This is a genomic window from Desulfosporosinus youngiae DSM 17734 (assembly GCF_000244895.1).
Classification (GTDB): Bacteria; Bacillota; Desulfitobacteriia; order Desulfitobacteriales; family Desulfitobacteriaceae; genus Desulfosporosinus; species Desulfosporosinus youngiae.
Window position 1 is genome coordinate 3447939 of record NZ_CM001441.1, and the last position, 25075, is coordinate 3473013.

Annotated in this window: 28 protein-coding genes, 1 tRNA gene and 1 pseudogene; 6 read left to right on the top strand and 24 right to left on the bottom strand. The window is 42.8% G+C overall.

All coding sequences use genetic code 11. The features are described from left to right. Positions 1 to 62: 62 nt before the first annotated feature. The 4 genes from DESYODRAFT_RS16065 to DESYODRAFT_RS16080 all read right to left on the bottom strand — a co-directional run bounded on the left by DESYODRAFT_RS16065 (position 63) and on the right by DESYODRAFT_RS16080 (position 2783). Positions 63 to 605 carry a YcxB family protein gene (locus DESYODRAFT_RS16065; RefSeq protein ID WP_007784718.1) on the bottom strand — a complete coding sequence of 181 codons (543 nt, stop codon included), beginning with the start codon at positions 603 to 605 and terminating at the stop codon, positions 63 to 65. 65 nt (positions 606 to 670) lie between these two features. Beyond that, positions 671 to 1630, bottom strand: a complete 960-nt coding sequence (locus tag DESYODRAFT_RS16070) for a 3-hydroxyacyl-CoA dehydrogenase family protein (protein ID WP_007784719.1) — start codon at positions 1628 to 1630, stop codon at positions 671 to 673. Positions 1631 to 1685: 55 nt separating this feature from the next. Further along, positions 1686 to 2324 carry a GyrI-like domain-containing protein gene (locus DESYODRAFT_RS16075; RefSeq protein ID WP_007784721.1) on the bottom strand — a complete coding sequence of 213 codons (639 nt, stop codon included), beginning with the start codon at positions 2322 to 2324 and terminating at the stop codon, positions 1686 to 1688. A gap of 18 nt (positions 2325 to 2342) precedes the next feature. After that, the gene (locus DESYODRAFT_RS16080) at positions 2343 to 2783 is read right to left on the bottom strand and encodes a GNAT family N-acetyltransferase (RefSeq protein ID WP_007784724.1); all 441 of its coding nucleotides are present in this window, start codon (positions 2781 to 2783) and stop codon (positions 2343 to 2345) included. Positions 2784 to 2923: 140 nt separating this feature from the next. Here DESYODRAFT_RS16080 and DESYODRAFT_RS16085 point away from each other — a divergent pair, with 140 nt between their 5' ends. Beyond that, on the top strand, positions 2924 to 3610 hold the full coding sequence (locus DESYODRAFT_RS16085; RefSeq protein ID WP_007784726.1) for a FadR/GntR family transcriptional regulator: 687 nt from the start codon (positions 2924 to 2926) through the stop codon (positions 3608 to 3610). A gap of 89 nt (positions 3611 to 3699) precedes the next feature. Then, positions 3700 to 5349 (top strand): dihydroxy-acid dehydratase, encoded by a 1650-nt coding sequence (gene ilvD / locus DESYODRAFT_RS16090; RefSeq protein ID WP_007784728.1) that lies wholly within the window; start codon positions 3700 to 3702, stop codon positions 5347 to 5349. A gap of 42 nt (positions 5350 to 5391) precedes the next feature. Here the strand turns inward: ilvD and DESYODRAFT_RS16095 are convergent, their stop codons facing one another. Further along, a complete protein-coding gene (locus DESYODRAFT_RS16095) occupies positions 5392 to 5592 on the bottom strand; it encodes a hypothetical protein (RefSeq protein ID WP_007784729.1) in 201 nt (66 codons plus the stop codon). Then, positions 5585 to 5785: a DUF362 domain-containing protein gene (locus DESYODRAFT_RS16100; RefSeq protein WP_042338679.1), complete on the bottom strand. Its 201-nt coding sequence runs from the start codon at positions 5783 to 5785 to the stop codon at positions 5585 to 5587. The genes DESYODRAFT_RS16095 and DESYODRAFT_RS16100 overlap by 8 nt, the downstream gene beginning before the upstream one ends. 253 nt (positions 5786 to 6038) lie before the next feature. On the opposite strand from DESYODRAFT_RS16100, the gene DESYODRAFT_RS16105 reads away from it, so the two are divergent. Beyond that, on the top strand, positions 6039 to 6254 hold the full coding sequence (locus DESYODRAFT_RS16105) for a hypothetical protein (RefSeq protein WP_007784730.1): 216 nt from the start codon (positions 6039 to 6041) through the stop codon (positions 6252 to 6254). Positions 6255 to 6392: 138 nt separating this feature from the next. Here the strand turns inward: DESYODRAFT_RS16105 and DESYODRAFT_RS16110 are convergent, their stop codons facing one another. From DESYODRAFT_RS16110 to mutM, 11 genes and pseudogenes are all read right to left on the bottom strand, one after another. Beyond that, positions 6393 to 7247, bottom strand: coding sequence for an Mrp/NBP35 family ATP-binding protein (locus DESYODRAFT_RS16110; protein WP_007784732.1), 855 nt, complete (start codon positions 7245 to 7247; stop codon positions 6393 to 6395). A gap of 128 nt (positions 7248 to 7375) precedes the next feature. Beyond that, positions 7376 to 7750: a NifB/NifX family molybdenum-iron cluster-binding protein gene (locus DESYODRAFT_RS16115; protein WP_007784733.1), complete on the bottom strand. Its 375-nt coding sequence runs from the start codon at positions 7748 to 7750 to the stop codon at positions 7376 to 7378. Between the two features lie 59 nt (positions 7751 to 7809). Next, positions 7810 to 8247 (bottom strand): DUF134 domain-containing protein, encoded by a 438-nt coding sequence (locus tag DESYODRAFT_RS16120; RefSeq protein ID WP_007784735.1) that lies wholly within the window; start codon positions 8245 to 8247, stop codon positions 7810 to 7812. A 213-nt stretch (positions 8248 to 8460) separates the two neighbouring features. Continuing rightward, on the bottom strand, positions 8461 to 8739 hold the full coding sequence (locus DESYODRAFT_RS16125; protein ID WP_007784736.1) for a metal-sensitive transcriptional regulator: 279 nt from the start codon (positions 8737 to 8739) through the stop codon (positions 8461 to 8463). Between the two features lie 177 nt (positions 8740 to 8916). Next, on the bottom strand, positions 8917 to 9492 hold the full coding sequence (locus DESYODRAFT_RS16130; protein WP_007784737.1) for a lytic transglycosylase domain-containing protein: 576 nt from the start codon (positions 9490 to 9492) through the stop codon (positions 8917 to 8919). 63 nt (positions 9493 to 9555) lie between these two features. Then, the gene (gene coaE, locus DESYODRAFT_RS16135; RefSeq protein ID WP_007784738.1) at positions 9556 to 10170 is read right to left on the bottom strand and encodes a dephospho-CoA kinase; all 615 of its coding nucleotides are present in this window, start codon (positions 10168 to 10170) and stop codon (positions 9556 to 9558) included. A 10-nt stretch (positions 10171 to 10180) separates the two neighbouring features. After that, positions 10181 to 10840, bottom strand: a complete 660-nt coding sequence (gene ytaF, locus DESYODRAFT_RS16140) for a sporulation membrane protein YtaF (protein WP_007784739.1) — start codon at positions 10838 to 10840, stop codon at positions 10181 to 10183. A 64-nt stretch (positions 10841 to 10904) separates the two neighbouring features. Continuing rightward, complete coding sequence (locus DESYODRAFT_RS16145; RefSeq protein ID WP_007784740.1) at positions 10905 to 12746, bottom strand: ABC-F family ATP-binding cassette domain-containing protein; 1842 nt, start codon at positions 12744 to 12746, stop codon at positions 10905 to 10907. 382 nt (positions 12747 to 13128) lie between these two features. After that, positions 13129 to 13527 carry a ribosomal maturation YjgA family protein gene (locus DESYODRAFT_RS16150; protein ID WP_169315949.1) on the bottom strand — a complete coding sequence of 133 codons (399 nt, stop codon included), beginning with the start codon at positions 13525 to 13527 and terminating at the stop codon, positions 13129 to 13131. Between the two features lie 48 nt (positions 13528 to 13575). After that, positions 13576 to 13704, bottom strand: a pseudogene (locus DESYODRAFT_RS29260) (metallophosphoesterase); the annotation flags it as partial. Positions 13705 to 13723: 19 nt separating this feature from the next. After that, a complete protein-coding gene (gene mutM / locus DESYODRAFT_RS16155) occupies positions 13724 to 14545 on the bottom strand; it encodes a bifunctional DNA-formamidopyrimidine glycosylase/DNA-(apurinic or apyrimidinic site) lyase (protein WP_007784742.1) in 822 nt (273 codons plus the stop codon). Positions 14546 to 14709: 164 nt separating this feature from the next. Here mutM and DESYODRAFT_RS16160 point away from each other — a divergent pair, with 164 nt between their 5' ends. After that, positions 14710 to 15012 carry a FlxA-like family protein gene (locus DESYODRAFT_RS16160; protein WP_007784743.1) on the top strand — a complete coding sequence of 101 codons (303 nt, stop codon included), beginning with the start codon at positions 14710 to 14712 and terminating at the stop codon, positions 15010 to 15012. A 176-nt stretch (positions 15013 to 15188) separates the two neighbouring features. Here the strand turns inward: DESYODRAFT_RS16160 and polA are convergent, their stop codons facing one another. Beyond that, a complete protein-coding gene (gene polA, locus DESYODRAFT_RS16165; RefSeq protein WP_007784744.1) occupies positions 15189 to 17813 on the bottom strand; it encodes a DNA polymerase I in 2625 nt (874 codons plus the stop codon). 179 nt (positions 17814 to 17992) lie between these two features. Between polA and DESYODRAFT_RS16170 the strand changes: the two genes are divergently transcribed. Then, a complete protein-coding gene (locus DESYODRAFT_RS16170) occupies positions 17993 to 18916 on the top strand; it encodes a DMT family transporter (protein ID WP_007784745.1) in 924 nt (307 codons plus the stop codon). A gap of 182 nt (positions 18917 to 19098) precedes the next feature. Next, positions 19099 to 19302 (top strand): hypothetical protein, encoded by a 204-nt coding sequence (locus DESYODRAFT_RS16175; RefSeq protein ID WP_007784746.1) that lies wholly within the window; start codon positions 19099 to 19101, stop codon positions 19300 to 19302. Between the two features lie 45 nt (positions 19303 to 19347). On the opposite strand, the gene DESYODRAFT_RS16180 is transcribed toward DESYODRAFT_RS16175, so the two are convergent. The 6 genes from DESYODRAFT_RS16180 to accD form a co-directional block, all read right to left on the bottom strand. Next, positions 19348 to 20895 carry a DUF4153 domain-containing protein gene (locus DESYODRAFT_RS16180; RefSeq protein WP_007784748.1) on the bottom strand — a complete coding sequence of 516 codons (1548 nt, stop codon included), beginning with the start codon at positions 20893 to 20895 and terminating at the stop codon, positions 19348 to 19350. A 263-nt stretch (positions 20896 to 21158) separates the two neighbouring features. After that, positions 21159 to 21356, bottom strand: coding sequence for a DUF1858 domain-containing protein (locus DESYODRAFT_RS16185; RefSeq protein WP_007784752.1), 198 nt, complete (start codon positions 21354 to 21356; stop codon positions 21159 to 21161). 608 nt (positions 21357 to 21964) lie between these two features. Beyond that, a complete protein-coding gene (locus tag DESYODRAFT_RS16190; protein ID WP_005816017.1) occupies positions 21965 to 22312 on the bottom strand; it encodes a cupin domain-containing protein in 348 nt (115 codons plus the stop codon). A 712-nt stretch (positions 22313 to 23024) separates the two neighbouring features. After that, positions 23025 to 23110, bottom strand: a tRNA-Leu gene (locus tag DESYODRAFT_RS16195). A 60-nt stretch (positions 23111 to 23170) separates the two neighbouring features. Beyond that, positions 23171 to 24172 carry an acetyl-CoA carboxylase carboxyltransferase subunit alpha gene (locus DESYODRAFT_RS16200; RefSeq protein WP_007784760.1) on the bottom strand — a complete coding sequence of 334 codons (1002 nt, stop codon included), beginning with the start codon at positions 24170 to 24172 and terminating at the stop codon, positions 23171 to 23173. Then, the gene (gene accD, locus DESYODRAFT_RS16205; RefSeq protein WP_007784762.1) at positions 24156 to 25073 is read right to left on the bottom strand and encodes an acetyl-CoA carboxylase, carboxyltransferase subunit beta; all 918 of its coding nucleotides are present in this window, start codon (positions 25071 to 25073) and stop codon (positions 24156 to 24158) included. Before accD ends, DESYODRAFT_RS16200 begins: the two co-directional genes overlap by 17 nt. Between the last annotated feature and the right edge of the window lie 2 nt (positions 25074 to 25075).

Below are 25075 nucleotides of genomic sequence, written 5' to 3' on the forward strand. Positions count from 1 at the left end.
CAATAGTACCTCCCTTTTTGTAAGTTGAGTTATTTTCTTATTATCACCGTTTATTTATCCTTCTATTTCTTTAAGACTCCATCTGTTTTACCAGCCTTCTGACGCAAAAGTGTTAAAAACTCCTGCTTCTGATTCTCATTTTCGAATATTCTAAGGGGAATGATATGTGCCGAATTCGAATTTACATAGACAAAAATATGTTCCTTGTCCTCAACAATGTTTTCAATATCACTGAACTGAGTCCTTGCTTCACTGTATTCACTTTTATCGATAATCTCACTGCCAGAGATCGCTAAGCTGTGAGTTCCCACCACACTGTTATTTTTCCCGCCGGCAAGCATCTTTGAAATTTTCCTGGAAACAATTTTCTTTAAACGTTTCGGATAGACAGCCACCCAATACACATACAGGAGTATGAAAACAACGAACCAGTACCCTAATGGCAGATTTGTAAATCTCCTGAGTAAGAAGGGGAGGACTAAAAAGGATAAGGAGAGTACATACCGTTGAATAAAATACGACCGCCTGGACAATTTGGAATAGGTAATATGGAAAAGATTAAAGTCCACCAGATCCTGCTCATTCAGCTTATACTCAAAATTCATGTAAATTCTCCCTTCAATTATCATAAACTAAAAAACTCTTCCTCCAAGATCATAAACAAGTTCATTCAAGGGTTCCTGCCTGTTTTATCTTTATTCAGCCACTGAATTAAGTCATTTTCACGGATTTTATTAATTTTGGTCAGTTCGTCTATGGTCCATTCGTAAAAACCAGAACCATTCTTAGCGCCAAGATTTCCTTGGTCAACCAGCTCTCTTAGTATTGGCGACACATGGGAGTGATTGCAAAGATCTTCAAAAAGGTAAGAAGCAATATTATTGATAATATCCAGACCACTTAAGTCAGCACTTTCAAATGGGCCTGTGGCAGCTAAGCGGCGTCCTAAAGTGTATTTAATCGTGGTATCAACTGCTTCTTTAGTTGCAATTCCTGACTCAATAAGGTACAGAGCTTCCCGAAGCATCGCAAACTGCAGGCGATTACCGATAAATCCCAAAGCTTCCCTATTTAATACCACAGGTTTCTTCCCAACCTTCTCCATTAGTTGAGCCGTAAAATCAACGGTTTTTTGGGAAGTGTGCTTCCCCGGGACTACTTCAACCAAAGGTATAAGATGGGGCGGATTCCAAAAATGAGCTGCGACAAAGCGGTCCTTATGGTCCAGCTTCTCTGCAATTAAAGTAGGACTAAGACCGGAAGTACTTGAAGCAAACACGGTATTAGCAGGGCAAAGCTCTTCCATTTTCCCAAAAACCTCTTGTTTCGCAATCAGGTTTTCAACGATCCCCTCGATGACAAAGTCTGCTCCCTCTGCTGCTTCTTCTAATGTTGTCACACCCTTTATCCGTCCCATTATCTCAGGGACCTGGTTTTTTTGAATAATATTATTTTCACAGAAACTTCCCAGGATAGTCTCGATTCTTTGAAAGCCGCGCTTAACGCTGGCATCGGAACGACCAAACATAAAGACCTGATAGCCGGCCATGGCAAATGTAAGGGTTATACTCGGACCAATTGTGCCTGTCCCTAAATTACAGATTCTTTTAATAGTTTCTACTCTCAGCATTAATTATGTACCCCTTAACTACAATTTCACGTTTCTGTAATGGGAAATAAAATTCTTACTCTGCAAACGCACCATGATACTCAACATTAAACCGCAGGACTGTTTTAAGCTTCTCCGGCTGGGTTTTACGCACATCTGAAAGATAAATCTCTCTGTGAATCTTTGATAAGCGTCTTAGATTATTTTGCACACAATAATCTTCCATGATTGCAAAACTCCTTGGCTCATCATCGTAAGATCCCTGATGTAACATTTGTACACAAAGTCCCTCTTCTAAGGAATCAAATCTTACTTGATCAAGCAACGGGTGAGGTTTTTTTAATTTTACACTATTTATGACTTCCTGAGCTAACTTCTCTGTTACAAAATCAGGCTGCCTGATCATGATAGTGTAGATCAAACTGTTTTTATCCAATACTTCCTTAGTTCGTGCTTCTTCCGCCAGATCCCAGACTCCTTCAAGAGGAAAAACCGTGAAATCATAATACCCCTCAGGAATACTGTTTTTTTTGGGCAACATTTTGACGGCATAAGCTAAAGAATACAGCGCTCCGATAGCTTCAGAAAACTCTTCGGAGTTAGGATTACCTTTTCCATCAATCATAAAGAACTTAAAATCCGGAATCGTAACAAGTTCAGGCTTATTCTTTGGCAAATACAATTCCTTGGCTTGTTTTTTCCACTCATATTTCATTGTTAGTCTTCCCTTTCTTCAACCATCATTTAGTTTCTTTTTGTATCCCTTATGTGTATCAGGATTATATCCTGCAGATTCGTAAAATTTACACGCCTCAATCCTATCGGCTTCAGTAACAAGAATAATTTGTGAACAATTTTTTTCAGAAGCTATTTTTTCCAATTCAGATATCAGTGCTTTCCCGACTCCATTATTTCTGTACCTGCTATCAACGATCATGTTTTCCAATACCATAAAAGGTTTGCAATCTCCATACAGCTCCCCGCAGATAATCCCCATCACCGAACCTATTAACTGATTGTTTTCTACCGCACTAAGTAATAAGTGTGAACCATCCTCATGAAACTTGACAAAGTTCTTGCTCATGATTTCAACAGACGACTCTTCATTCCAAAATTGTTTATAAATCCGGGCAAGTTGAGGAACATCTTCAAGGATCATTTCACGAATGATCATCTGTACACCTCCAGTCAATGTATTATCTCACCATTTTAACTTCAATTCCTCTCTTGTGGGAATATTTTCAGACATCAGACATCTTGTGTTTAAAAAGATGTCTGGTACAATAAATTGAACAGACATATTGGGAGGTTCTTATGACAAGAGAAGGAAGAAGTCTGGCAGAAACTATAGCGGATGATATTCTGGCGATGATTACCATAGACAAAAAGTTCGCCAAGGGCGATAAGCTCCCTAATGAAAATGAGCTTTCCGCAGTTTTACAGGTAAGCCGCACAACTTTACGGGAAGCAATTCGCATTTTAGCCGCACATAATGTTTTGGAAATCCAACGCGGGAAAGGAACTTATGTAAAGAATAATCAGGAGTTAAACGAGGAGTTTGGCCTGAAAGAGCTTTCATCCTTACAGCTTGGCGTCAAAGATCTCTATGAAATGCGGCTGATCTTTGAACCCCAATCAGCCTATTATGCTGCCAAACGAGCTACTGATAAAGAACTTGAGCGCATCTTATATTATGGCAGGCTGGAAGAAGAAAAGATTTTGAAAAAGGAAGATCGTACGGAGGTAGAGCAAGCCTTTCACAAATCAATTGCCAAGGCAACTCACAACGAGTTTATGAATCGTTTGATGCCGATACTTTATCAGGCCATTGACAAGGGAGTCCTTTTGTCTGACTCCAATGAAGAAATGGTGCAGAATACCTTAAATGACCATCGGATGATCATGGAGTTTTTAGCAAAGCGGGATGCCGAGGGGGCTAAACTTGCTATGAAACTGCATATCATCCATGCCATGAGAGGCTTTGGGATTACTGAAGACTGAGGAAAGATTCGTATAATTTTCAGATAGACATTGGACATCATACAAGATATAATGCAGTTATACAACTACATTAAAGAGGTGTTTGTATTATGAATAGTGATGCAGTAACCAAAACTTCCCCACACCGCGCCTTATTTCACGCGCTGGGATTGACTAATGAGGAAATCGAACGTCCCTTAATCGGCATTGTTAGCTCGAAAAACGATATCGTCCCGGGGCATATGAATCTGGATAAAATTGTCGATGCTGTAAAGTTGGGTGTCGCCATGGCCGGAGGTACTCCACTTGTATTCCCTGCCATTGCTGTATGTGACGGTCTTGCCATGGGACATCAAGGAATGAAATATTCACTTGTCACCAGAGAATTGATTGCCGACTCTACAGAAGCCATGACCTTAGCTCATGCCTTTGATGCTTTGGTTATGGTTCCCAACTGTGATAAAAACGTTCCTGGATTGTTAATGGCTGCAGCAAGATTAAACATTCCGACCATTTTTGTCAGCGGCGGACCGATGCTTGCCGGTAAAGTGGATGGGCAGAAAATCAGCTTTTCTAATGTCTCAGAAGCAGTCAGCGAATACCAGGCGGGAAAAATCACTAAGGAAAAACTACAGGAATATGAAAATAAAGGCTGCCCGACCTGTGGCTCCTGTTCAGGCATGTATACTGCCAACAGTATGAACTGCCTGACAGAAGTATTGGGAATGGGATTAAAAGGCAACGGCACGATCCCTGCTGTTTATTCGGCCCGGATTCAGCTGGCAAAGCACGCAGGTATGCAGATTATGGAGCTGCTGAAACAAACTATCCGGCCTAGAGATATTATGACTAAAGATGCCTTTGAAAATGCCCTGACCTTAGATATGGCCTTAGGCTGCAGTACGAACAGTATGCTGCATCTTCCTGCGATTGCTCATGAATGCGGCATTGAATTAGATCTGGATATCGCTAATGCCATTAGTGACAAAACCCCGAATCTCTGCCACCTCGCCCCTGCCGGGCATAACTTTGTAGAAGAGCTCGATGAAGCCGGCGGCATCTACGCAGTCATGAATGAAGTCAACAAATTAGGTTTGCTTAAGACCGATATAATAACTTGCTCAGGCAAAACCGTCGGAGAGAACATTGCCGGCTGCATTAATAAAAATACCGAGGTGATCAGACCTGTCGAGAACCCTTACAGTAAAACAGGCGGAATCGCCGTATTGAAAGGGAATCTGGCTCCTGACTCCTGTGTTGTCAAACGCTCCGCCGTTGCCCCGGAAATGTTAAAACACGAAGGCCCTGCAAAAGTATTTGATTGCGAGGAAGACGCCATGCAGGCGATTAATTCCGGTCAAATCGTATCAGGAGATGTTGTGGTGATCCGGTATGAAGGCCCTAAAGGCGGACCAGGTATGAGGGAAATGTTAAATCCTACTTCAGCTATCATGGGACATGGACTGGGAGAGAGCGTCGCCTTGATCACCGACGGACGATTCAGCGGTGCAACCAGAGGCGCGGCAATCGGTCATGTTTCCCCTGAAGCAGCGGTAGGCGGCAATATCGCTTTGATAGAAAACGGAGATATTATCCAAATTGACATTATGGCTAATGAGATTAATTTTAAAGTTAGTGACTCAGAACTAGAAAAACGACGAGCGGCCTGGAAGCCTAGAAAGCCGAGAATTACCACCGGATATCTTTCAAGATATGCCGCCGCAGTAACGTCTGGAAATAAGGGTGCTATTTTAGAATAAATAAACCGTAACAAAAGTAGCCGGCAGCGAGCCGGCTGCTTTTTATGTAAGCAAGTTCAGCAATCTCTCCCGTTCCTCTTCTAAATCCTCTCGTTCAGCCACCAGCCTTGGCTGAACAGAATGATAAGGCCAGCGCGCTTTTACGTCAGCTAACTTTTTCTCTACAATATTAAGCTGGCGCATCAGCTCCTGCTGATCTATGGGTTGTCCGGGTCCATCGATCCTTTGTTCTTTATTATCCATCCAACGTTCCCTCCTCTGGCACAACAAACGTAATAGCGCCATGCATACACTGTTCCATACAAGTTTCACACTCGATACAAATCGCGGGATCTACCACCGGAAGATGTGAAAGCATAGTAATGGCTTGTACAGGGCAGGCATTAACACAGCGTTTGCACCCCCGACACAGCTTTTCTAAAATGAACGCAGCCATCTGTCTCAAACTCCCTTCCAGCGAACACACGGTTTCGCTCAGCGGCCTGCTCAGCCGATGCGGCGTGAAGCCGGCTTAGATACCCCCACGAGGTATTATGTTTTAATATATTCTCCCGGTTCTCTTTTGTCAACCCCTTAAACTCTATCTATCTTTGGCTTAAATATCTGATCGATAAACGTCAGAGATAGGACATCCAAAATCACTGCCCTATACTATAATGATGCCATCGAGGGCAAAGGAGAGATTAACTATGGGTGATTTATCCTCATTAAGCAACGAAGATTTGTCAAGACGTCTGCAAACATTGTCTGAAGAACTTGAAGAGTTAGAAGAAGAGCGAAGCTTTGTTCTTAAACAGACCGGTCTGCATCTTCCCGGCCATACCGTAAAGCGATATGAAGTTCAAACCCAAACCTTAAAGGATTCTATCTCAGAATTAAAAGCGGAATTAGAACTTCGCAGATAACTAATCAGCCTCCTATGGATTAAATGGAAGTTCCTTCGGATTCAAATAAGAGATCCGCCACTTAAAAAGGGGGTGCAGCAACTGAAAAGCCGGTTGCTGCACCCCCTTATGAATAATATCTATAATATTAGTTGTTAATTAGGCAAAAATATTTTCATTGCCCTGCTTAATCTGTTCTGCTAAGTTAAGTGCAATCTGATCAAACTCCGGTGATTGATAGTCTTCGATTTTCCCCTCGTCCGATAAGGTCGCTAAAACAGGATCAAGAGGAAGTGCACCTAAGAATGGAAGAGATGAGCGCTTAGCTTCTGCTTCCCCTTGAGGTTTCCCGAAGACCTCAATCTTTTTATTGCAATCCGGGCATTGAACATAAGCCATATTTTCAATTAACCCATAAATAGGCGGTTCATAGTTTCTGACCATCTTGATTGCTTTACGTACCACCATATTGGCCAGAGCCTGCGGGCTTGTTACCATTACAACTCCATTAATCGGCAGGGATTGGAAGATTGTGATAGCTACGTCCCCGGTACCGGGAGGCATATCAATTAAGAGATAATCCAGCTGTCCCCAGATAACATCCGTCCAAAACTGATTGACAACCTGAGTAATCAATGGCCCGCGTAAAATTACCGGATCATCTTCATTTTCAATCATCAGATTTAGGGACATGATTTTAATGCCGCCACGGCTAGTAGGTGCAATAATGCCGCCCTGGCTGGCACCCGCTCTTTCTTTAATCCCGAAGATCTTAGGAATACTTGGGCCGGTTATGTCCGAGTCCAATACCCCTACTTTATATCCTTGGCGCATAAGGCTTACGGCCAGCATGCTTGTTACCGACGATTTACCGACTCCACCTTTTCCACTCATGACCGCAATAACTTTCTTAACGTTACTGGCTTTCTGAGCTTTGGTTAATTGGGGCGCACTAGAACAACTCTCTGTGTTGCATGAACCTGCTGCAGCACAGCTGCTACATGACTCGCTCACTTAACTGCCTCCCATTCTAAATAAAATATTTACCCTTGTACGGATAAGTAACCAAAATTCATCTTACTCCTCAAATTCTTTACTTGTCAAGGACTGTCCAATCACTCATGCCAATACTTAAATTCGCCTCAGTGATGATGGTGACCATGCTCATGACCATGATCGTGTGAACAAACCACATTCGTACTGACAATCTGACCTGAAGCATACCGTTTCGCCACATCAGCTACTTTCCCCGATGCGCCCGAAACAACCTCAAGTCCTACCGCATGAAGACCATTAATCATGCCTCCGCCGATACCACCGCATACGAGGACTTCGACCCCTTTACTTTTGAACATATTGGCAAGACCTGCATGCTGATGCTGAAGACCTGTCGAACTTAGTAATTCAACAAAACGAGCCTCATTTCCCTCGATTTCAAACACTGTGAACCCAGCAGCTCGTCCGAAATGCGGATCTAAATCTTCACCGTTTGTTGGAATTGCTATTTTCTTTGCCATAACTAAACCTCCCGCTAAATTCTTTTTGAATCAATCGTTCCTGACTGCACCAAACGACCTTAGATATTCCTTTCTTGATGACAGTTGTTGAGCCTCATTTTTTTCATGCTCCCACACATCGGGCAAGAGATCTCATACCCATATTTACCCCCTGCTGCACAGGATGCAGCTTCCCAGACATGTCCGCATCCTACACACTCAAACACCCGGTTTTTCATCAAATAATGACCACCTCGAATGATTATAGGCCGTCCTTCTACTAATGCAGAAGCAATTTTTGATCTGGCAGAACCTAAAATTCGCTGAAACGTAGCTCTGGAAACCCCCATAGACGCTGCACACTCGGCTTGATCCAAACCCACTTTGTCTTTAAGACGAATGGCCTCTAATTCCTCCAGCTTAATGTTTACCTCTTCCAAACAGGATTGTCCAAGAGGAATAAACGTTTGGCAGACTATTGCATCGTCGATCAGGCCACAACAACGTTGCCTTGGCATCACACCAGCTCCTTTTGGGCATATGCTCAAATAAAGTATATCAAATTTGACAAATAAATCAATAAAAATTTGGTATAAAACAAAAAACATTTATTTTTTTAACTTTATTATTTCTGGATTTATTATTTCTTGAATGGTTACGCTTATCCATCCCCAAATTTGATAAAAGAAAAACAAAACCGCCACCCTAAAAGGATGCCGGTCAGTCTCAGGTTATTGATTTAATGTCATGAGAGTTTCAATGGCCTTGCTTAGGACCTCTTGACGATCCTCCCCTGAGTCAATGGCCTCCAGCAGACAGGAACTTGCATAATGTTTTGCTATTATAACAGAGGTTTTATGCACTGCAGAGCGGATAGCGACAAGCTGCAATAATATGTCTTCACAACTCTTATCCTCCTCTATCATGCGTTCTACTCCTGCTATATGCCCGCGCACAGTCTTCAGACGCGTAAGAATTTTTTGAACTTCTTCGGGATCGACTTCTTTCAAAAAGACACATTCCTTTCTATAGCTTATTCTCCGGGACGTTGCTAATTATCCTCACATTCCAGCACTCTGACCTCGTTGTTGCCGTCAAACTGCCAAGAAAAATCTCTTAATTCCCATCAGGAAAAATCACTTTACTCGTTTGCTTCATTAACATCTGCAGGCTATTAAGTTAATGGATTATGTACGGTAAAGTTTAATATATTTCTGATAACTATTCAAAACACGCTCTACATGATCCCGGGTTTCTTTAAAGGGAATATCTTGTTGACGAATATTTTCAGGATCAATTTGACCGGTGTCAATCCATTCCTTTACATGACCTCTTCCACCATTATAAGCGGCGATCACTAAGGTACGATTATTAGAGAATAACTTTTGCAGACTTGCAAGGTACCAGGTTCCATATTGAATATTCTTCTCAGGGTTCAGTAAATCCTCGTCAGTATAGGCTTTATCCCCAATACTTTCAGCAATCGATTGGGCTGTGCTGGGCATCAGCTGCATTAAACCTTTGGCACCCTTATAGGATTCTGATTGGGGAAGAAACTTGCTTTCCTCACGGATTACGGCAAGCACAAACAAAGGATCTACTCCATACTGAGCGGCATACTTTTCTATGATTGTCCGATGCGGATATGGATAGATAATCTTCTGCAGGTCCGATAATTGAAATATACTATAACCCAATAGGACCGTCAAAATAATCATTAAACTTACTGTTTTTCCATTTGCCCAACGCTTCTTTATGGCCATCCCATCTCCTCTTCTCAAATTGTGAAGGTCATTATCCTTAATCTATTTACACCACATCAACTATTATGATTGATAATCCGTTTGTCTTTGCAGCAATTTTTCCCAAGCATCTTCAAGCTGAGCTGTCGTTTGACTCTCGCTCCCCGAATTGTCGATGACAATATCCGCTCTCTGACGTTTTTCCTCTAACGAGCCTTGGGCAGATATTCGGGCTTCCACCTCGTCAAGACTGAGCTTGTCCCGCGCAAGAACACGGGAAATTTGTATGTCACGGGGTACCCACACCACCCAAACCTCATCCACAAATTTGTCAAAACCTGCTTCGTAAAGCAAAGGCACATCCCATACACAAGCTAAAGCCCCGTTATTGCTTAGGGCATCTCTTTCTTCATTCATACTTTCCACCACGCGAGGGTGCACGATGCGCTCTAAGCGCTTTCGTGCATCATCATCCTTAAAAACCACGTTTCCCAATCTGGAGCGATCGATTTGTCCATTTTCAGCTTGAATGTCCGGGCCAAATTCTTCGATGAGTCTTAAAATAGTTCTTTGATCTGATTGCAGCAAACGGTGTACCGTTTTGTCGGCATCCAATACTGGTACTCCCTGCTTTATAAACCATTGGGCCACTGTGGATTTGCCGCTTCCGATTCCGCCGGTCAGTCCAATGTTCACCATCCATATCACCTCAGATCAATTTTCCTAGACCGATTAAGATTAATACCGCGCCCGGCAAATACTCCGCAATATTTGTCCAGTTAACCGGTATCTTGCCAGCCATTTGCTGACCTAAACGCAGCATCATAATTTGTGTTAAAGCCACAATCCCAATAACGGATATGGTCATTCCCGCCATTGCAGCACCTATTCCGCTGGCAAAAGCATCGACTGCCAGAGCACACCCCAATAAAAAGCTCTCACGCAGGCTAATGACTCCGGAACCATCAATATCGGCAATATCCGGCGTTCTAAGTACCTGAATTACTAAACCGAAAAAACGCAATTGAAACCGGAATACAGGCTCTAAAACCGGATTGGGCTGGGCCATAGCCATCGCAGGAACTGCTTCCGGAAACGCTTCTTTTTTATGGTTCCAGATTGCTTTCCCTAATTGAAAAATCCCTAAGGTCAGCAAAATTGAAGCCCCCAGCAAACGTGCCTGTATTAACTCAAACCATAACGTAACCCAACCACCAAAGAGCATGGATATTCCCATTGCCAGAACTGTACACATTGCAATAGCAATAAGTGAATTGATGGGAATACGAATACGGCGCAACCCATACGCCAATCCGACTCCAAATCCATCCAAACTTAAAGCCACTGCCATAAGTAAAGCTACACCCATAATATGTATCCCTCCATCTTGCGACTTCAGGATAATATATGGAATCAAAGGCTATTTGGTGAAATCAATCATTTCCAGCAATCCATTCTTCTAGGGCATTATCTCTCCGCTGCTTAACGTTTTCGCACTCATTATGGAGTTTCATGGCCAATTCATAATTAGTACCCGCCATAGCAAGTTCCTCTTCCAAAGATTGGAGAGCTTCTTCTAACTCCTCAATTTCCAGCTCAAGTTGCTTCAGCCGCTTTTTTTCACGTGCCAAATTGCGGCTTTCCTGCTGATCCAGGTTACTTGGCTTTGAACTCCGTTCGATGGGGACAAGATTCGCTTCCTCTTGTTGCTTATAATCCTTGAACCCAGTATAATCTCCCTCAAAAAGCAACAGCCCCTGTGGTGTGAGTTCAGCAATCTTGTTCACAACCTTATCTAAAAAGTAGCGATCATGAGAAACTACGAGTACGGTTCCTTCGTATTCCTGAAGAGCGTCCTCCAACACTCCCCGGGTTTCCGCATCCAGGTGATTGGTCGGCTCATCCAGCAAAAGTAAATTTCCTTGCTCTAAAAAAAGCTTGCATAAAGCCAAACGGCTCTTCTCTCCGCCGCTCAGTACGGAAATCAATTTAAAAACATCATCTTTTCGAAAACCATAGCGTGCCAGCAGATTTCGAATTTCCGGGTCTTTCAATTTAGAGACATTGCGGATCTCATCCATCACAGTTCCGGTCGTGCCTAAATTTTCATGTTCCTGTGAGTAATAAGCAATTTTCACATTCGCTCCCAAACGAATCGTTCCCTTTACTGGAACCTGATGAAGAATCGCCTTCAGAATGGTGGTTTTTCCTACGCCATTTTTGCCCAATAGGGCTACTTTATCTCCCCGTCTCAGATCTAATTGAACATTCGAAAAAAGCGTTCGGGAACCAAAGGAAATCGAGAGGTCTTCTATTAAAAGAACGCGATTTCCACTTCGTCCTCCATTTCCCAATGAAATAGAAAGTCCGAGTTCCGTCTTGGCAACCTGAATCGGTTTAAGTTTCTGCAACTGACTTTCACGTCCACGAGCCTGCTTGGAATTAACCCCAGCTTTATTTCTGCGGACATACTCCTCAAGTTTAGCAATCTTATTCGCTAAACGCTCGGCTTCCCGGCCTAAAGTTTTTGCTTCTAACACTTTCAGTAATTCGTATTCCGAATAGTTCCCCGTATATCCTTTTAACCCGCCGTTTTCCAGGCAAAAAACCCGCGTAACAGTACGATCTAAGAAGTAGCGGTCATGAGAAACTATCAGCAGGGCACCTGGATAATCCCGCAGATATCCTTCAAGCCACTCCATTGCAGCGATGTCCAAATGATTCGTTGGCTCATCTAAAATCAAAAGTTCGGGCGCTCTAAGCAAAAGCTTGCACAAAGCCAACCTTGTCTTCTGTCCTCCGCTCAGCCTCGCAACCTGAGAATTAACCTCCGCTTCAAGCCCCAGTCCCGCCAGGATTCTTCTGACCAAAGCTTCTAAAGCGTACCCTCCTTGGCGTTCAAATGATTCAGTTAAGGCTGCATATTGATCCATGACTTTCTCACTAGGCGTGGAAGCCATTTTATCTTCCAGCTCACGCAGTTGTTCCTGCATTTGCAGTAAATCTGCCCGTTCTTGGATTACGCACTCAAAAACGGTCCCCTCGTCCTCTACGATGGGAGTCTGGGGCAGATATCCATAAGAACCCAGAATTTGAGCTTCTCCGCTTTCTAAGCGCACATCTCCTAAACAAGCCCGAATCAGGGTCGTCTTACCCGCTCCATTGGGACCAACCAAGGCTGCCTTTTCTCCATTTTCTAAGGCAAGACTAATCCGCCGAAAAAGCGGCTCACCCGATATATCAACGCCGCAATCCCGGCAAAATAAAACACTCATTTCTCTAGATAGCCCCTTTATTTTCAGTGGAAGCAAGGGGATGTTCTCTTGCTTCTACGTTCATATCTGCTCTATTGCTCCGTACCTCTTGAAGCTTGAGTAACATTCAATCTTTGAAAACGTTATGACGCTTCTATAAATTTTACTATATCATACACACTGTTTTCAAACAAACACTTAAAGGTACTTCTTTGACAAACGGTACAATAGTCCTATTATCGAAGCCAACTATTATCAAATATCGGCCTCTTCATCCACATAACCTTTCGGGCTCATACCGCCAACAATTCCAGCACCACCAACAGCCATGTTCGCTTTTTCATGAACGATTAAAATGGTCGGGCTGATTTGGAAACATCACCCAATAACATTAACTTACGGATTAATCCAATCTGTAAGAATGCAAAACTCTAATCTCAATTAGGATTCCGATCCCAATTCCCGCCGTATAGGAAATTAAATCACTCCACAAGAATCCATAACCTAGAACCAGTCCGCCGAGCCTGGTCTTTCTTAATAAATCAACCCCAGGGGAATGGTACAATTGACTGAATTCAATAGCAAAGGAAAAAAGGAGCGCGCCTACCGCAACCCATCTTGTTTCCCTGCTCCTGAATAGAAGTCCCAGTAAGAAAAAGACCATAAGCGCCCATAGGGCATCACCTAAATACAGATTAATCCAGCCCGGAAAATAGACAGAAAAACCTCTGGCGCATAAACCAAGTATCATAACCGTGACACTCAGGAAAGAATAGGTGATTACATTTCGTTTAGGTGTCAAACGCAATTCATTTCCTCTCTGCTATATGTCGTTACATCTCTCCAAATGCTAACCAGCGGAAACTAATTTTACCAGTACAATTTCCGGCCTATTGTAAAACCTTATTGGTAAAACGCTTTCTCCTAAACCACCATTTATAATCATATTCGTAGAATCAGACGTAAATTGACCGTGATCAAGCAACCGTCTTATCAGTCTACCTCTGGCACTTGGAACAAAAGACCGTCGTCCGGCCGGCAAGACGAATTCGTTCCAGCGCCTGCCCGCACAGCTTACACGGTTCCCCGCCCCGCCCGTACACTTGCAAGGCCCGTTCAAAGGATCCTTTTTCTCCATTGGCATCCCGATAATCCCGAAAAGAGGTGCCCTGAGCATCGATTCCCGCTTGAAGCACATTTCGAATAGCACCATGGAGTCTGGAGATTTCCTCCTCGGATAAAGTATCTACTCCGCGTTCGGGAGATATTCCTGCTTGAAAAAGAGATTCATCTACATAGATGTTGCCCAAACCTGCCAGCACATGCTGATCGAGCAAGGCCGCTTTTAGGGAGAGGGTTTTCTTCCCGAAACGTTCCTTTAAGACTTCAGGTGTGAATTCTGCCTCCAAGGGCTCAGGACCTAGTTTACATAAAGATGATCCGCTTATACAAAGCTGAGTTGGTATCGCCTGAATACGCCCGAATTTCCGCACATCTGAGAAATGCACTTCTCCATGTTCCAATTGAAAAACAACATGAGTATGCTTCTCCGGCTCTTGACTTTCCGCGTAATAATTCAAGCGCCCAGTCATCCTCATATGAGCTATTAGGGTCAAATCTTCATCCAGCCGAATTAAAAGGTATTTACCGCGGCGGTCTATGGTTTTAATTCTTCGACCAGTGACCAGGTATTCAAATGATTGATCTTCCCAACCGCAGACTGCAGAGGACCAGATAAGTTTTATTTCTCTAATCTCTAAACCAGTAACGTGCTGGGCTAATGTTCGTCGAATGGTTTCAACCTCAGGTAATTCCGGCATATTCTTATCTCATTCCTTTATTTTTTCTCAATGCTGGAACGCATTGGTCCTTTACATCGTACAAAATCTTCAGGAAACTTTCAGTTAACTTTCAGCCATTTTTCAGATTTATATAGTAAAGTACAATAAGTTTAAAATCAATAGCTGGGAGGTTTTAACATCTGATGAACATTTCCTCAGTTTCTTCAACATCTAATAGTTCTTATATCTCAAGTAATGATAATACCGCAAAGCAAATCACGGATCGTATCAAAGAACTTCAGAATCAAATCAAAACTGTGAATCAAAGTGAGGACAGCGAAAAAGTCAAACAGGAAAAGATTCAACTATTACAAGCTCAAATAAGCCAACTTCAAGCACAAATCCAAGCAAAACAGTCTACCCCAAGCAATGAAATTAGTAATCGTGTACAAGCAACAGAGTCTGCAACTATTCTAAGCAATAACGCCATTGATATTCGGGCCTAATTATGAAATCTAATTGACTTGAACTTAGATAACTTAAAAGAGCCGACCGCTCATAACCAGACGGTCGGCTTATATTTGTCTCAGTGAAGACAACTGAACAACCGATTCATTTCCTTTAGCTATTATGTCCTATTTACCAATCTAAAGGTCCATACTCATAAACAATGGATTTGGACTTAATCTATCGGCTTAAATGGCTGCATATCATACCAATTCGTTCCCACCTTGCATTCCACCGTCATTGGCACCGACAGTGTGAAGGCATTTTCCATTTTATCTTTCAGCATATGAGCAACCTTCTCCAGATCCTCAGGAGCCACCTGAAGCAAAAGCTCATCATGGACTTGGAGAAGCATCGCCGCCCGATATGGCGCCAATCCTTCCGCCACTTTAAGCATGGCTAATTTCATAATATCAGCAGCAGTACCTTGCACCGGTGTGTTCATAGCAATCCGTTCTCCAAATTGACGTTTAACGCGGTTGGAATGAAGCAACTCCGGAATCCGCCGCAGTCTATTCAGCAAGGTGCGCACTTGTCCCTCTTTTTTCGCCTGGGTCACCACATCCTCCAGATATCGTTTGACTCCGCCATAGCGTTTAAAATATTGCTCAATGTAAAACTTCGATTCTTTGCGAGGAATTCCTAAATCCCTGGAAAGGCCAAACTCTGTTAAACCGTATACCAAGCCAAAATTGACCGCTTTGGCACTTCGTCTCATGTCCGAAGTCACTTCATTAAGTGAGATGCCAAAGACTTCCGCCGCAGTTCGGGTGTGGACATCCTGTCCCAGGGAGAACGATTCGCATAAAAGAGGATCTTGAGAATAATGGGCTAAAATCCGAAGCTCAATTTGGGAATAATCAGCAGACAGCAACACCCATCCAGGTTCGGTGGGATGAAAAACTTTTCTGAGCTGACGTCCTTGTTCAAGCCGGATCGGGATGTTCTGCAAATTGGGTTCCGTACTCGACAAACGACCGGTGGTGGTCACGGTTTGTTGAAAGGTGGTGTGAATCCGCCCCTCCTTCGCTTGAGCAAGCAGACCGTTTACATAAGTAGACATCAATTTATTCAACTGCCGGTAGTCAAGTATCTTAGCCACGACAGGGTGAGCGTTGCGCAGTTCTTCTAAGGTTTCCGCATCTGTCGAATAACCCGTTTTCGTCTTCTTCGCGGTCGGCAGACCTAACTTTTCAAAAAGAATGGTGCCTAATTGTTTGGGGGAATTAATATTAAAAGTTTCCTCAGCGAGAGCATAGATCTCCTGCTCCAACTCCCTTAGAGTCAGGCTTATTCCTTCACCAAAAACCTTTAATTGCTCAGAGTCAATCCCAATTCCATGCCTTTCCACTTGGGCAAGCACCAGGCTTAAAGGTTCTTCGACTTCATGGAGCAGGCGCGCAAGTCCGAGGAAGTGAATTTCTTTTTCAAACTTTGGAGCAACTTGAGCTAAGGCAGCCGCTTCTTCAGCAACATTCCTGAAGGCCGGTTGGGTCGGGAAGTATTCTTTGACCAAATCCAAGGGAGCAAATTTCGGACGTGAGGATTGAATCAGATATGAGGCAAGGCTTAGATCTAAGACGGAACGTTTCAAGCTTATACCTTCGTTAGCCAGTAATAAGGCCACGGTTTTACTGTCCGCTAAAGTTTTAGGAACCCGCTCGCTTCCCATCAATTGCAGCCAAGCTTCGCAAACTTTTTCAGATGCCTCTTCACGTATCAATGTAAAGGTCTCACCTTGGGCGGCCACTCCCCATTCCAGCCAGCGCCCCCCTTGCAAACCGGTTCCTTCATATCGGCAGGCCAGGGTAAGTGGGATGTTTTTCGATTGCCATTGTTCAATCTGCATAAGCCATTCTTCTTCAGTCAATACCCGTTCTGGCCAGTTTTCTAAGACCTCTTCCGGACTTCCGCCAGGGATTTCTTCGTCATCCTTATGCCGTTCCTGCCATAAACGGGTTACACTCTTGAGATCATATTTCTGCAAGACAGGAAGTACTTTGGCTGCTATGGAACGCCGGTGAACAAAATCATCGCAGGAAAACCCGATCGGAACCTCTGTCAGCATGGTTGCTAACTTTTTGCTGAGAATAGCCTGATCGGTATACTCCTTCAGATTACTCTGCACCTTTTTCCCGGAGACTTTATCCACATTCGCCAAAACCCCTTCGACCGTTTCAAATTCCCAGAGTAATTTCAGCGCGGTTTTCTCTCCGATTCCTGGAACCCCAGGGATATTATCCGAGGTATCACCCATCAGACCCTTAAGATCAATGATTTGATGAGGACGCAGTTGGTAGCGTTCCCATAACGCTGTTTCATCATAAGGTTCAACTTCGCTGATGCCTTTCTTAGTAAGGAAAACAGTTGTCCTGGGTGAAATAAGCTGCAGTGCATCTTTATCCCCGGTATATATCTGAATCTCCATACCTTGCGCTTCCGCTTGTTTGGTTATGGCAGCTATCAGGTCATCCGCTTCGTAGCCCGCCAGTTCAAGCATGGGAACATCCATTTCTGTCAGTATTTCTTTTAGATAATCAAATTGCGGACGCAGTCCCTCCGGGGTTTCTTTGCGCTGCGCTTTATAACCGGCATATTGCTCAATCCGAACAGTTGCCTTTGTTTTATCGAAAGCCACCACCCAATAATCCGGATGTTGCTCTTGCTCTAAGCGAAAGAGCATGGTCAGAAAACCATGCAAAACATTCGTCGGTCTCCCATCGGCCGTCGTTAGCGGCGGGAGAGCATAAAAGGCGCGATTTGCAAGACTGTTTCCGTCTAAAATCACCATCCGCGGCATCCTAAAACCCCCATTCTTTCACAATTAACTATACCATACCCACTACTTTCTAACAAATTAGCCCATTAAATTCTTGTAGTAAATCTTAGTCCTAATGATTGACTAGCGCATAATCCATGGTACGATTAAGAGGTTACGGTATTATTGAAACTCCCTCTACATAAAGGAGATGTATTCTTGTGTCCGATAAACAAGTCCGTTTGCTCATGGTACTTACCAGTATTCTGTGGTCTGGCGCATTTATCACCGGAAAATTCTCCGTACAGGAGTTTCCGCCATTCGCTTTAACCTTCTTTCGCTTTCTCTTCGCCTTGCCTTTTATCTTTGCAATCTTGTTCTTCAAAGAACCAAAAAACCTTTTTCCCCATGGCAAGCAATGGCCGGCACTGCTCTTGCTTGGATTTGTCGGAACCTTTTGCTACCACGCCTTATTCTTTAGTTCCCTCAGCTATACCACAGCGATCAACTCCTCGCTAATCGGAGCGATCAACCCCATGGTTACGGCCCTTCTTGCAGCTGCGTTCTTCGGTGAACGTTTAACTCTTCGGAGCATATTGGGAATTATTCTATCCTTCAGTGGTGTTTTTCTCTTCATTACAAATGGGGATTTGCAATTGATCTCTCAATTCCAATTAAATCATGGGGATTTTTTAATGCTGCTCGCGGTCGTTTGCTTTGCGGTCTATTCCCTTCTCAGCCGGCGGTATATGAAAAACTATCAACTAACACCGTTCATGGTCACCGCCTATACCTTCTTAATCTGTGCTGTTATCTCGATTCCTTTCGTCTTGTGGGAAAACCCCGCCGCCTATCTGCCAACAACCACAGCCAGAGGCTGGCTCTCTATTTTATATATGAGCGTATTCGCTTCAGTATTGGGTTACCTTTTTCAGGCAATTGCTATTCAGCGCATTGGTGCTCCCCGCACCGCCGTTTTTATTAATCTCGTCCCTATCTTTACAATTATCCAGTCTGTGACAATCTTAGGGGAATCGATCACCCTTATTAAATTATTATGTGCCGGCATTGTTATATCCGGTGTTTATTTGGCGACACACCAGGACCCGAGAGCTAATTCCTGGAAATCTCAGAGTGTCGCATAAGCCGTTGCCGGAGATTCCAGCCAATTTTTGTGAATGCTGAATGTTAATAGTTATTATGCGCTACAATAAACCATGCCCGTTTGTGGCCCGGACCTGATCATCCCAATAGATTTGAAAAATTCTAACCTAAGGTCGCCGCCGATGCGATTACATGTGAAAACTAATAAAGCGAGGGAATACCTATGAAAAAAACAGGGAAAAGGATGGGAAACACGTCAAAGAAGAAGCCAATCAAAGCATTCTGGGACTATTTTGCAGCCATAGCTTTTATTCTTGCAGGCAGTTACTATCTGGCAACAGAGCGGGCAAGTACAGGGGCAATTTATATTCTTGTCGGTCTTTTCTTCTTTGTAATCACACGATCACGGGATACTAAGAAAAAATAAGCCAATGAGGAATCCCCACACCCAGTTTGAGGTGTGGGGATTTTTTTAAGGCATAGTTTCACTGGACTTCAAGTCATATTGTGAAAGCACTTGTCCAGCCTTATGCCTGGACAAATTAAACGACTGCCAGGCCTGCTTTTCAGATAGCTCTTTTTGTTTTTGCGCTAAATCATTTTTGAGCTCCAGAGGGACATTTTCCTCATCAAGCAGCTTCACTAAGACTGGAATGCTGTCATAGGATAATCGTCTCAGATAATAAGTATCCAGCCTTCCCGTTTCCATATACCGGTCTATGTTTTTTTTCGCTATCAAGACATCAATATTCGCGAAATTAAGGATCATATAAGCCGCTATTGCAAGAACGACATAGGGTTTCAGCAGCGAGATTCCTTCATTCCAGACTTTATAGAGAGCTATCACAAGCAATACAAACAGGAAAATCATGAAACTATGGGTTAAAACTCTTAAATAGGTATACCCATAGGCTGCCTCATAGAGTGACATTCTGAGATATGCCGAGGATAAGATAACCATGGTACAGAGAACTAGAAGCGAGTGCAAAATACGAACAATCCTGGCGACTGATTTTCCATTGTTTCCAGTGAATTTAATGCTGCTCAGTAAAAGACTAAAATTAATTAATGTGACCATTAGTAATTCAAAAAAGCCTCTTCGTGCATACTCCGCATAGGTAAAATCCGCCGGTAAACCATTATTGACAGAACCAAACATATAAGCAAACTGAATTAGTATAAATACCAGATAAACCCCATTAATCAGGCTCATAACGGTTATAGAAATTACCGGATCCCAAATAGTGCTTTGCTTACTTTCCGGTCCCTGCTGCCTTTGAGTTGACGGACATTCTTTATCAGTGGGTTTTAAAAAGCTCCATGTATAGCTGAATACAAGGATACTAATCAGCAGGACAAGAGTTCCTTGTATCGGAAAATCGCTTAGGTTAATACTGCCCAATGAACTTACAATATTGTCTATAAGATGTTTGAAAACCCTGTCCGCTGAGGTAAGAAGAGAGATAATGATCATCAGAAGGGGTATCGACATAGCTAGCCCAATCAAGACTCTTTGAAGCACATCATGTTTTCCATCACTTTTCCTGATTCTTAAAGAGCTTAATACCACGACAAATGGTTTGAGGATATTCCCCAAGGTTCGATTAAAGACTCCATAGAAAATATCCTTAATAAACCTTGCATCAAACCATTTGTATTTATTGCCTTCGTTAATCAATACTGTTTGGGCTATTATCAAAATTGGGATTATGAGGAAGTTTAAGGCAGCAAAAATTTGATTAGAACCGGTAAAATAAGTCACTGACAAGGTGATGATGGGTATACTTAAAAACCAACCAAAATTACACTTAAATTTGACTTTACAACGAAGATTTCCTAAAAACACTATGTAAAAAGCAATTACAAAAAGCGGGTAAGAAATCCCCAGTGGTTTTTTATAAAACAAAGTGTCAAATAGCAGGCCTAACACAACTGAAGAAATGAGGAGATAGATATCCTCCTTCTGAACTGGAGTCTTGTTGGTCTCTTCCACTTGAACTATCTTTAAATCCTCCATCATTATGCCCCTTTCAGTTCTTCAATCTTCTTCATAGGCTAAAAAATGTCTCCTGGTTTTTGATCTAAATCACCAGGCTCTAAGTCCTCCCTATAAACTGCTTTGCGTGATTAAGTATACATAAGGTTTACCCATTTATCAATATATTTTTATTGTTTATCGATATATTTTTATTGCCTAACATTTATATGGCCATAAAAAAAGCCTGATTGCCGTAGACAGTCTACATCAATCAGACATAAAGAAACGCCAAGGTTATAATTTCGCTAGTGATTATCAACCACTTTATTCAAGTCCTTAATCAGACTCGGTACGTCAATTCCATGGGCCAATGCCCCTTGTTCTACATTTTCAAATCGTGCAGCCATGCAGCCAAAACAATGCATGCCATATTTTGCAAAGACTTCAACCGTTTGTGGATATTTTTCGACAACACTCGTAATCGATTCAGTTCCTGTAATCATTAATTTAACATCTCCTTATAAATCTTTTTTCTTAGGTTGGATTAGCATTAGAATTTGATTTTGGACAAATGAATGTCTCTCTTTTAATGTAACCTTTTACCGTTAGCTTAGACGTCCATTTCTTACCAATTTATAAGGTCATTGCCTAAAGCGACTTGGCTGACGCCCGGAAACACTGTCTTCGCACGAATTAGCCCTCTAGTTAGCCACAAGGCCTGGCCATAGATGGCAAAGGCGTCTGATGCTGGTGAGGACACGGAAAATCCTTCAATAACAGTCCGTTAAATTCCGTGCTATAATTCAGTTATTCCCCATCAGCACCAAACACGACCGTTATCCTGTCATAATGTATCCGTCACACTTACCTCTGAATACAACGGTCTAAAAACGAAAAGAAGCTGGTAATTTCTTACCAACTCCGTTAAAGCCTTGATATAACTGTATTTCATTAATCGTGAAGTAACAGTGGAAAAAAGATTTCTCACTCATTTCATAGAAAGTCTTTTCAAAGCTTTGGTATTTTAGCTCAAGTTCTTATCTGTCTCAATTTTAACAAGTGGTACAAATGGTGAAAAAAGTTCTTCACATAGCAAGGACAAGATAAGTCATTAAACATTGGCATCTGTTGCAAAAGCCTCTGAACCCATTGGTGAAATTGTGACGTAAAGGCGCAAGACATCTTCGCCGATGTTTATAACCTGCAAGCTTTCCTGACCATCAACCTGCATTAACTCGCCCACTTGCAACGAGGTCTCATTGCCATCCGTGACAACCTTGGCATTACCCTCCATGACCTGCAGGAAAAGGGTTGATTCCAGATGTGTGTGTCCCGGTAGTATTTCCCCTTTTGCAATGTTTAGAACAAAGGCAATTACATTATCGCTTTTGAAAAGCATCCGCTTGGCGATTTTTCCTTGGGGCTCATGAAAATAATCATTGAAAATAAACTTATTCATAGATAAACCCTCCTTTAATTTAAAACTTAAATTTTAATATACCCCTATTTTAGCATATAATAACTGATTCCTTTTCTGCAAAATGTTTCATGGTTAGACTACCTCATGGATGAAAAGGAGATCATCCCAACTCCATCAATGGTAAAGGATATTCTTTTAGATGATGGGCAATTTGTTACAATGAACATTTTAGGGACATGCTGAATAGTATAAATCGAGAAACCTCTCAATCTTAATCTTATAGGAATCTAAGATAAAGAGGTGAAGTATATGATCTTAGCATTGTCTATAATTATTTTTTTACTGCTAGTAATTATTGGAGTACTATTCTGGCTTCAGAGACCAATCTTTCCGCCACCACCTAAGCCTTGTCGCAGATTATTATTTTAACAAGCCTTAGCCTAGGGTATCAGACTCTCTTAAAACAAAAATATAATATATTTCAAAGTAAGCGGCCGTTAAGGCTGCTTATTTTAATGCTACCCCGCGATTATTCCTCATCATCCGGTCAATCGCCTTAAATTCCTTCGTATTCTCATAGCTATTCTTTCGAGGCGGCTTAAGCCGGTTCTTTCTGGAGACACAAAAAGAGAGCATGGTATCTATGCCCTCTTTTTGTGTTTATCTGGCCATTTTTAAGTTCATGGCTTTTTCTAAAATTACACTGCTGTTTTCTCAAACTAAAAAAGGCCCGCAGGCCTTGAATTTACTGTGGTGGGCGAGGTGGGACTTGAACCCACACATACTCACATATATCGGTTTTTGAGACCGACGCGTCTGCCATTCCGCCACTCGCCCTTATTCAGCTCCGCGGCATTAACCGCGGCGACTTAGATATAATAACATTAAACCAAAGACTTAGTCAAGCTTTTTTGTTAAATTTATATCAGCACTCTCTTTGACCCCTGTTTCCTGAAAAAATCCAATAGCCCGCATCTTCTGGTAGCGCTTAGCCCGCAGCGCTTCCGGACTTTCAGAACGCAGCCGTACAAGATACTTGGAAATAACCTGGGACAGTTCCTCCGCAGTCTGATGCAGGTTATTATGAGCCCCGCCTTGAGGCTCGCGTATCAATTCATCAGCAACCCCAAGTCTTAGCAGGTCCTGAGCCGTAAACTTCAGAGCGGCTGCAGCTTCTTTCGCCTTAGTGGCATCCTTCCAGAGAATTGTAGCACAGCTTTCCGGAGCAATGACCGAGTAAAAGGAATTCTCAAGCATCAGAAGAACGTTGCCCACTCCAAGAGCCAGTGCACCGCCGCTTCCGCCTTCCCCAATAACCGTGCTGATCACGGGGACATGATAGCCTGACATTGCAATCAGGCAGCGGGCGATAGCTTCACCCTGGCCTCGTTCCTCGGCAGCAAGATCGCATGCGGCTCCAGGTGTATCGATGAACGTCAGAATCGGACGCCCGAACTTTTCGGCTTGATCCATCAGCCGTACCGCTTTACGATATCCTTCCGGATGTGGCATACCAAAATTGCGTTTAATATTTTCTTTCGTATCTTTACCTTTAACCTGGGCTATAACAGTTACGGCAATCCCATGAAAAAGTGCAATTCCACCGCTAATAGAAGGATCATCTGCGTAAAGCCGATCCCCTTTAAGTTCTATAAAATCTTCAAACAAGAGAGGAACATAGTCATAGAAATTAGGCCTCTCGGAATGTCTGGCTATTTGAACCTTTTGCCAGGGTTCAAGGTTTCCATAAATCTCCTTCTTTAAATCAACCGCCTTCTTTTCAAGGGTTATAATCTCTCTGGAAAGATCAATTCCTTTGTCCGCGGAAAACTTTTGAAGTTCGGAGATTTTCTGCTCTAATTCCGCAATTGGTTTTTCAAATTCAAACAGTTGCGCCATAATGAGCCCCTTCCTGATGGTATCGCAGTAAACGTGCTAAAACAGGCCGCATCTCAGTACGTGACACGATCAGATCGATTAAACCATGTTCTTGGTTAAACTCCGCTGTTTGTGCTCCTTTGGGAAGTTCTTGCCTTATGGTTTGCTTAATAACACGCGGTCCTGTAAACCCAATTAAAGCATTAGGCTCTGAAATCAAAATATCTCCAAGTGAAGCATAGCTGGCTGTAACCCCGCCAAAAGTGGGATCTGTAAGTACGGAAATATATAATAAGCGGCTTTCAGCTAACTTTCCCAAAGCCGCGCTCGTCTTTGCCATCTGATAAAGGGAAAGAATCCCTTCTTGCATCCTCGCGCCTCCAGACGTGGAAAAAATAACCACCGGCAGCCTTAACTCAACCGCACGTTCAATCGCACGGGCAATCTTTTCCCCCACGACCGAACCCATACTGCCCATCATAAAACCTGCTTCATTAATAGCCACAACAAAGGGAACACCCTCTATCTTAGCGCGGCCTGTCAGTACCCCTTCAGCCATACCCGTCTTTTCCTGAGCATCTGAGATTTTTTCATCATAGCCAGGAAACTCTAAGGAATCCAGGGTTTTTAATTCAGCATCCCATTCTTCAAAACTATTTTCATCAACCAATAATGAGAGACGTAAACCGGCTGTAATTCGAAAATGATACTCACAAGTTGTACAAACCCGTGCATTTTCATCCAGATTTTTATTGAAGAGAACCTCCCCGCATTTTGGGCATTTAGCCCAAAGACCATCAGGAAGTTCTTTCTTAGTTATCACAGGCTCTTCTTGAGTTAAAACCTCAGAAGCTCTGCGATCCTTGGCCTGACCAGAATTGATCGTAACATACTTTGTCTTCCTGAATATATCCTTAAACATAG

Coding starts and splice junctions, on each gene's coding strand:
- DESYODRAFT_RS16065 (WP_007784718.1), bottom strand. CDS start 605: ATGAATTTTGAGTATAAGCTGAATGAGCAGGATCTGGTGGACTTTAAT.
- DESYODRAFT_RS16070 (WP_007784719.1), bottom strand. CDS start 1,630: ATGCTGAGAGTAGAAACTATTAAAAGAATCTGTAATTTAGGGACAGGC.
- DESYODRAFT_RS16075 (WP_007784721.1), bottom strand. CDS start 2,324: ATGAAATATGAGTGGAAAAAACAAGCCAAGGAATTGTATTTGCCAAAG.
- DESYODRAFT_RS16080 (WP_007784724.1), bottom strand. CDS start 2,783: ATGATCATTCGTGAAATGATCCTTGAAGATGTTCCTCAACTTGCCCGG.
- DESYODRAFT_RS16085 (WP_007784726.1), top strand. CDS start 2,924: ATGACAAGAGAAGGAAGAAGTCTGGCAGAAACTATAGCGGATGATATT.
- ilvD (WP_007784728.1), top strand. CDS start 3,700: ATGAATAGTGATGCAGTAACCAAAACTTCCCCACACCGCGCCTTATTT.
- DESYODRAFT_RS16095 (WP_007784729.1), bottom strand. CDS start 5,592: ATGGATAATAAAGAACAAAGGATCGATGGACCCGGACAACCCATAGAT.
- DESYODRAFT_RS16100 (WP_042338679.1), bottom strand. CDS start 5,785: ATGGCTGCGTTCATTTTAGAAAAGCTGTGTCGGGGGTGCAAACGCTGT.
- DESYODRAFT_RS16105 (WP_007784730.1), top strand. CDS start 6,039: ATGGGTGATTTATCCTCATTAAGCAACGAAGATTTGTCAAGACGTCTG.
- DESYODRAFT_RS16115 (WP_007784733.1), bottom strand. CDS start 7,750: ATGGCAAAGAAAATAGCAATTCCAACAAACGGTGAAGATTTAGATCCG.
- DESYODRAFT_RS16120 (WP_007784735.1), bottom strand. CDS start 8,247: ATGCCAAGGCAACGTTGTTGTGGCCTGATCGACGATGCAATAGTCTGC.
- DESYODRAFT_RS16130 (WP_007784737.1), bottom strand. CDS start 9,492: ATGGCCATAAAGAAGCGTTGGGCAAATGGAAAAACAGTAAGTTTAATG.
- coaE (WP_007784738.1), bottom strand. CDS start 10,170: ATGGTGAACATTGGACTGACCGGCGGAATCGGAAGCGGCAAATCCACA.
- ytaF (WP_007784739.1), bottom strand. CDS start 10,840: ATGGGTGTAGCTTTACTTATGGCAGTGGCTTTAAGTTTGGATGGATTT.
- DESYODRAFT_RS16145 (WP_007784740.1), bottom strand. CDS start 12,746: ATGAGTGTTTTATTTTGCCGGGATTGCGGCGTTGATATATCGGGTGAG.
- mutM (WP_007784742.1), bottom strand. CDS start 14,545: ATGCCGGAATTACCTGAGGTTGAAACCATTCGACGAACATTAGCCCAG.
- DESYODRAFT_RS16160 (WP_007784743.1), top strand. CDS start 14,710: ATGAACATTTCCTCAGTTTCTTCAACATCTAATAGTTCTTATATCTCA.
- polA (WP_007784744.1), bottom strand. CDS start 17,813: ATGCCGCGGATGGTGATTTTAGACGGAAACAGTCTTGCAAATCGCGCC.
- DESYODRAFT_RS16175 (WP_007784746.1), top strand. CDS start 19,099: ATGAAAAAAACAGGGAAAAGGATGGGAAACACGTCAAAGAAGAAGCCA.
- DESYODRAFT_RS16180 (WP_007784748.1), bottom strand. CDS start 20,895: ATGATGGAGGATTTAAAGATAGTTCAAGTGGAAGAGACCAACAAGACT.
- DESYODRAFT_RS16185 (WP_007784752.1), bottom strand. CDS start 21,356: ATGATTACAGGAACTGAATCGATTACGAGTGTTGTCGAAAAATATCCA.
- DESYODRAFT_RS16190 (WP_005816017.1), bottom strand. CDS start 22,312: ATGAATAAGTTTATTTTCAATGATTATTTTCATGAGCCCCAAGGAAAA.
- DESYODRAFT_RS16200 (WP_007784760.1), bottom strand. CDS start 24,172: ATGGCGCAACTGTTTGAATTTGAAAAACCAATTGCGGAATTAGAGCAG.
- accD (WP_007784762.1), bottom strand. CDS start 25,073: ATGTTTAAGGATATATTCAGGAAGACAAAGTATGTTACGATCAATTCT.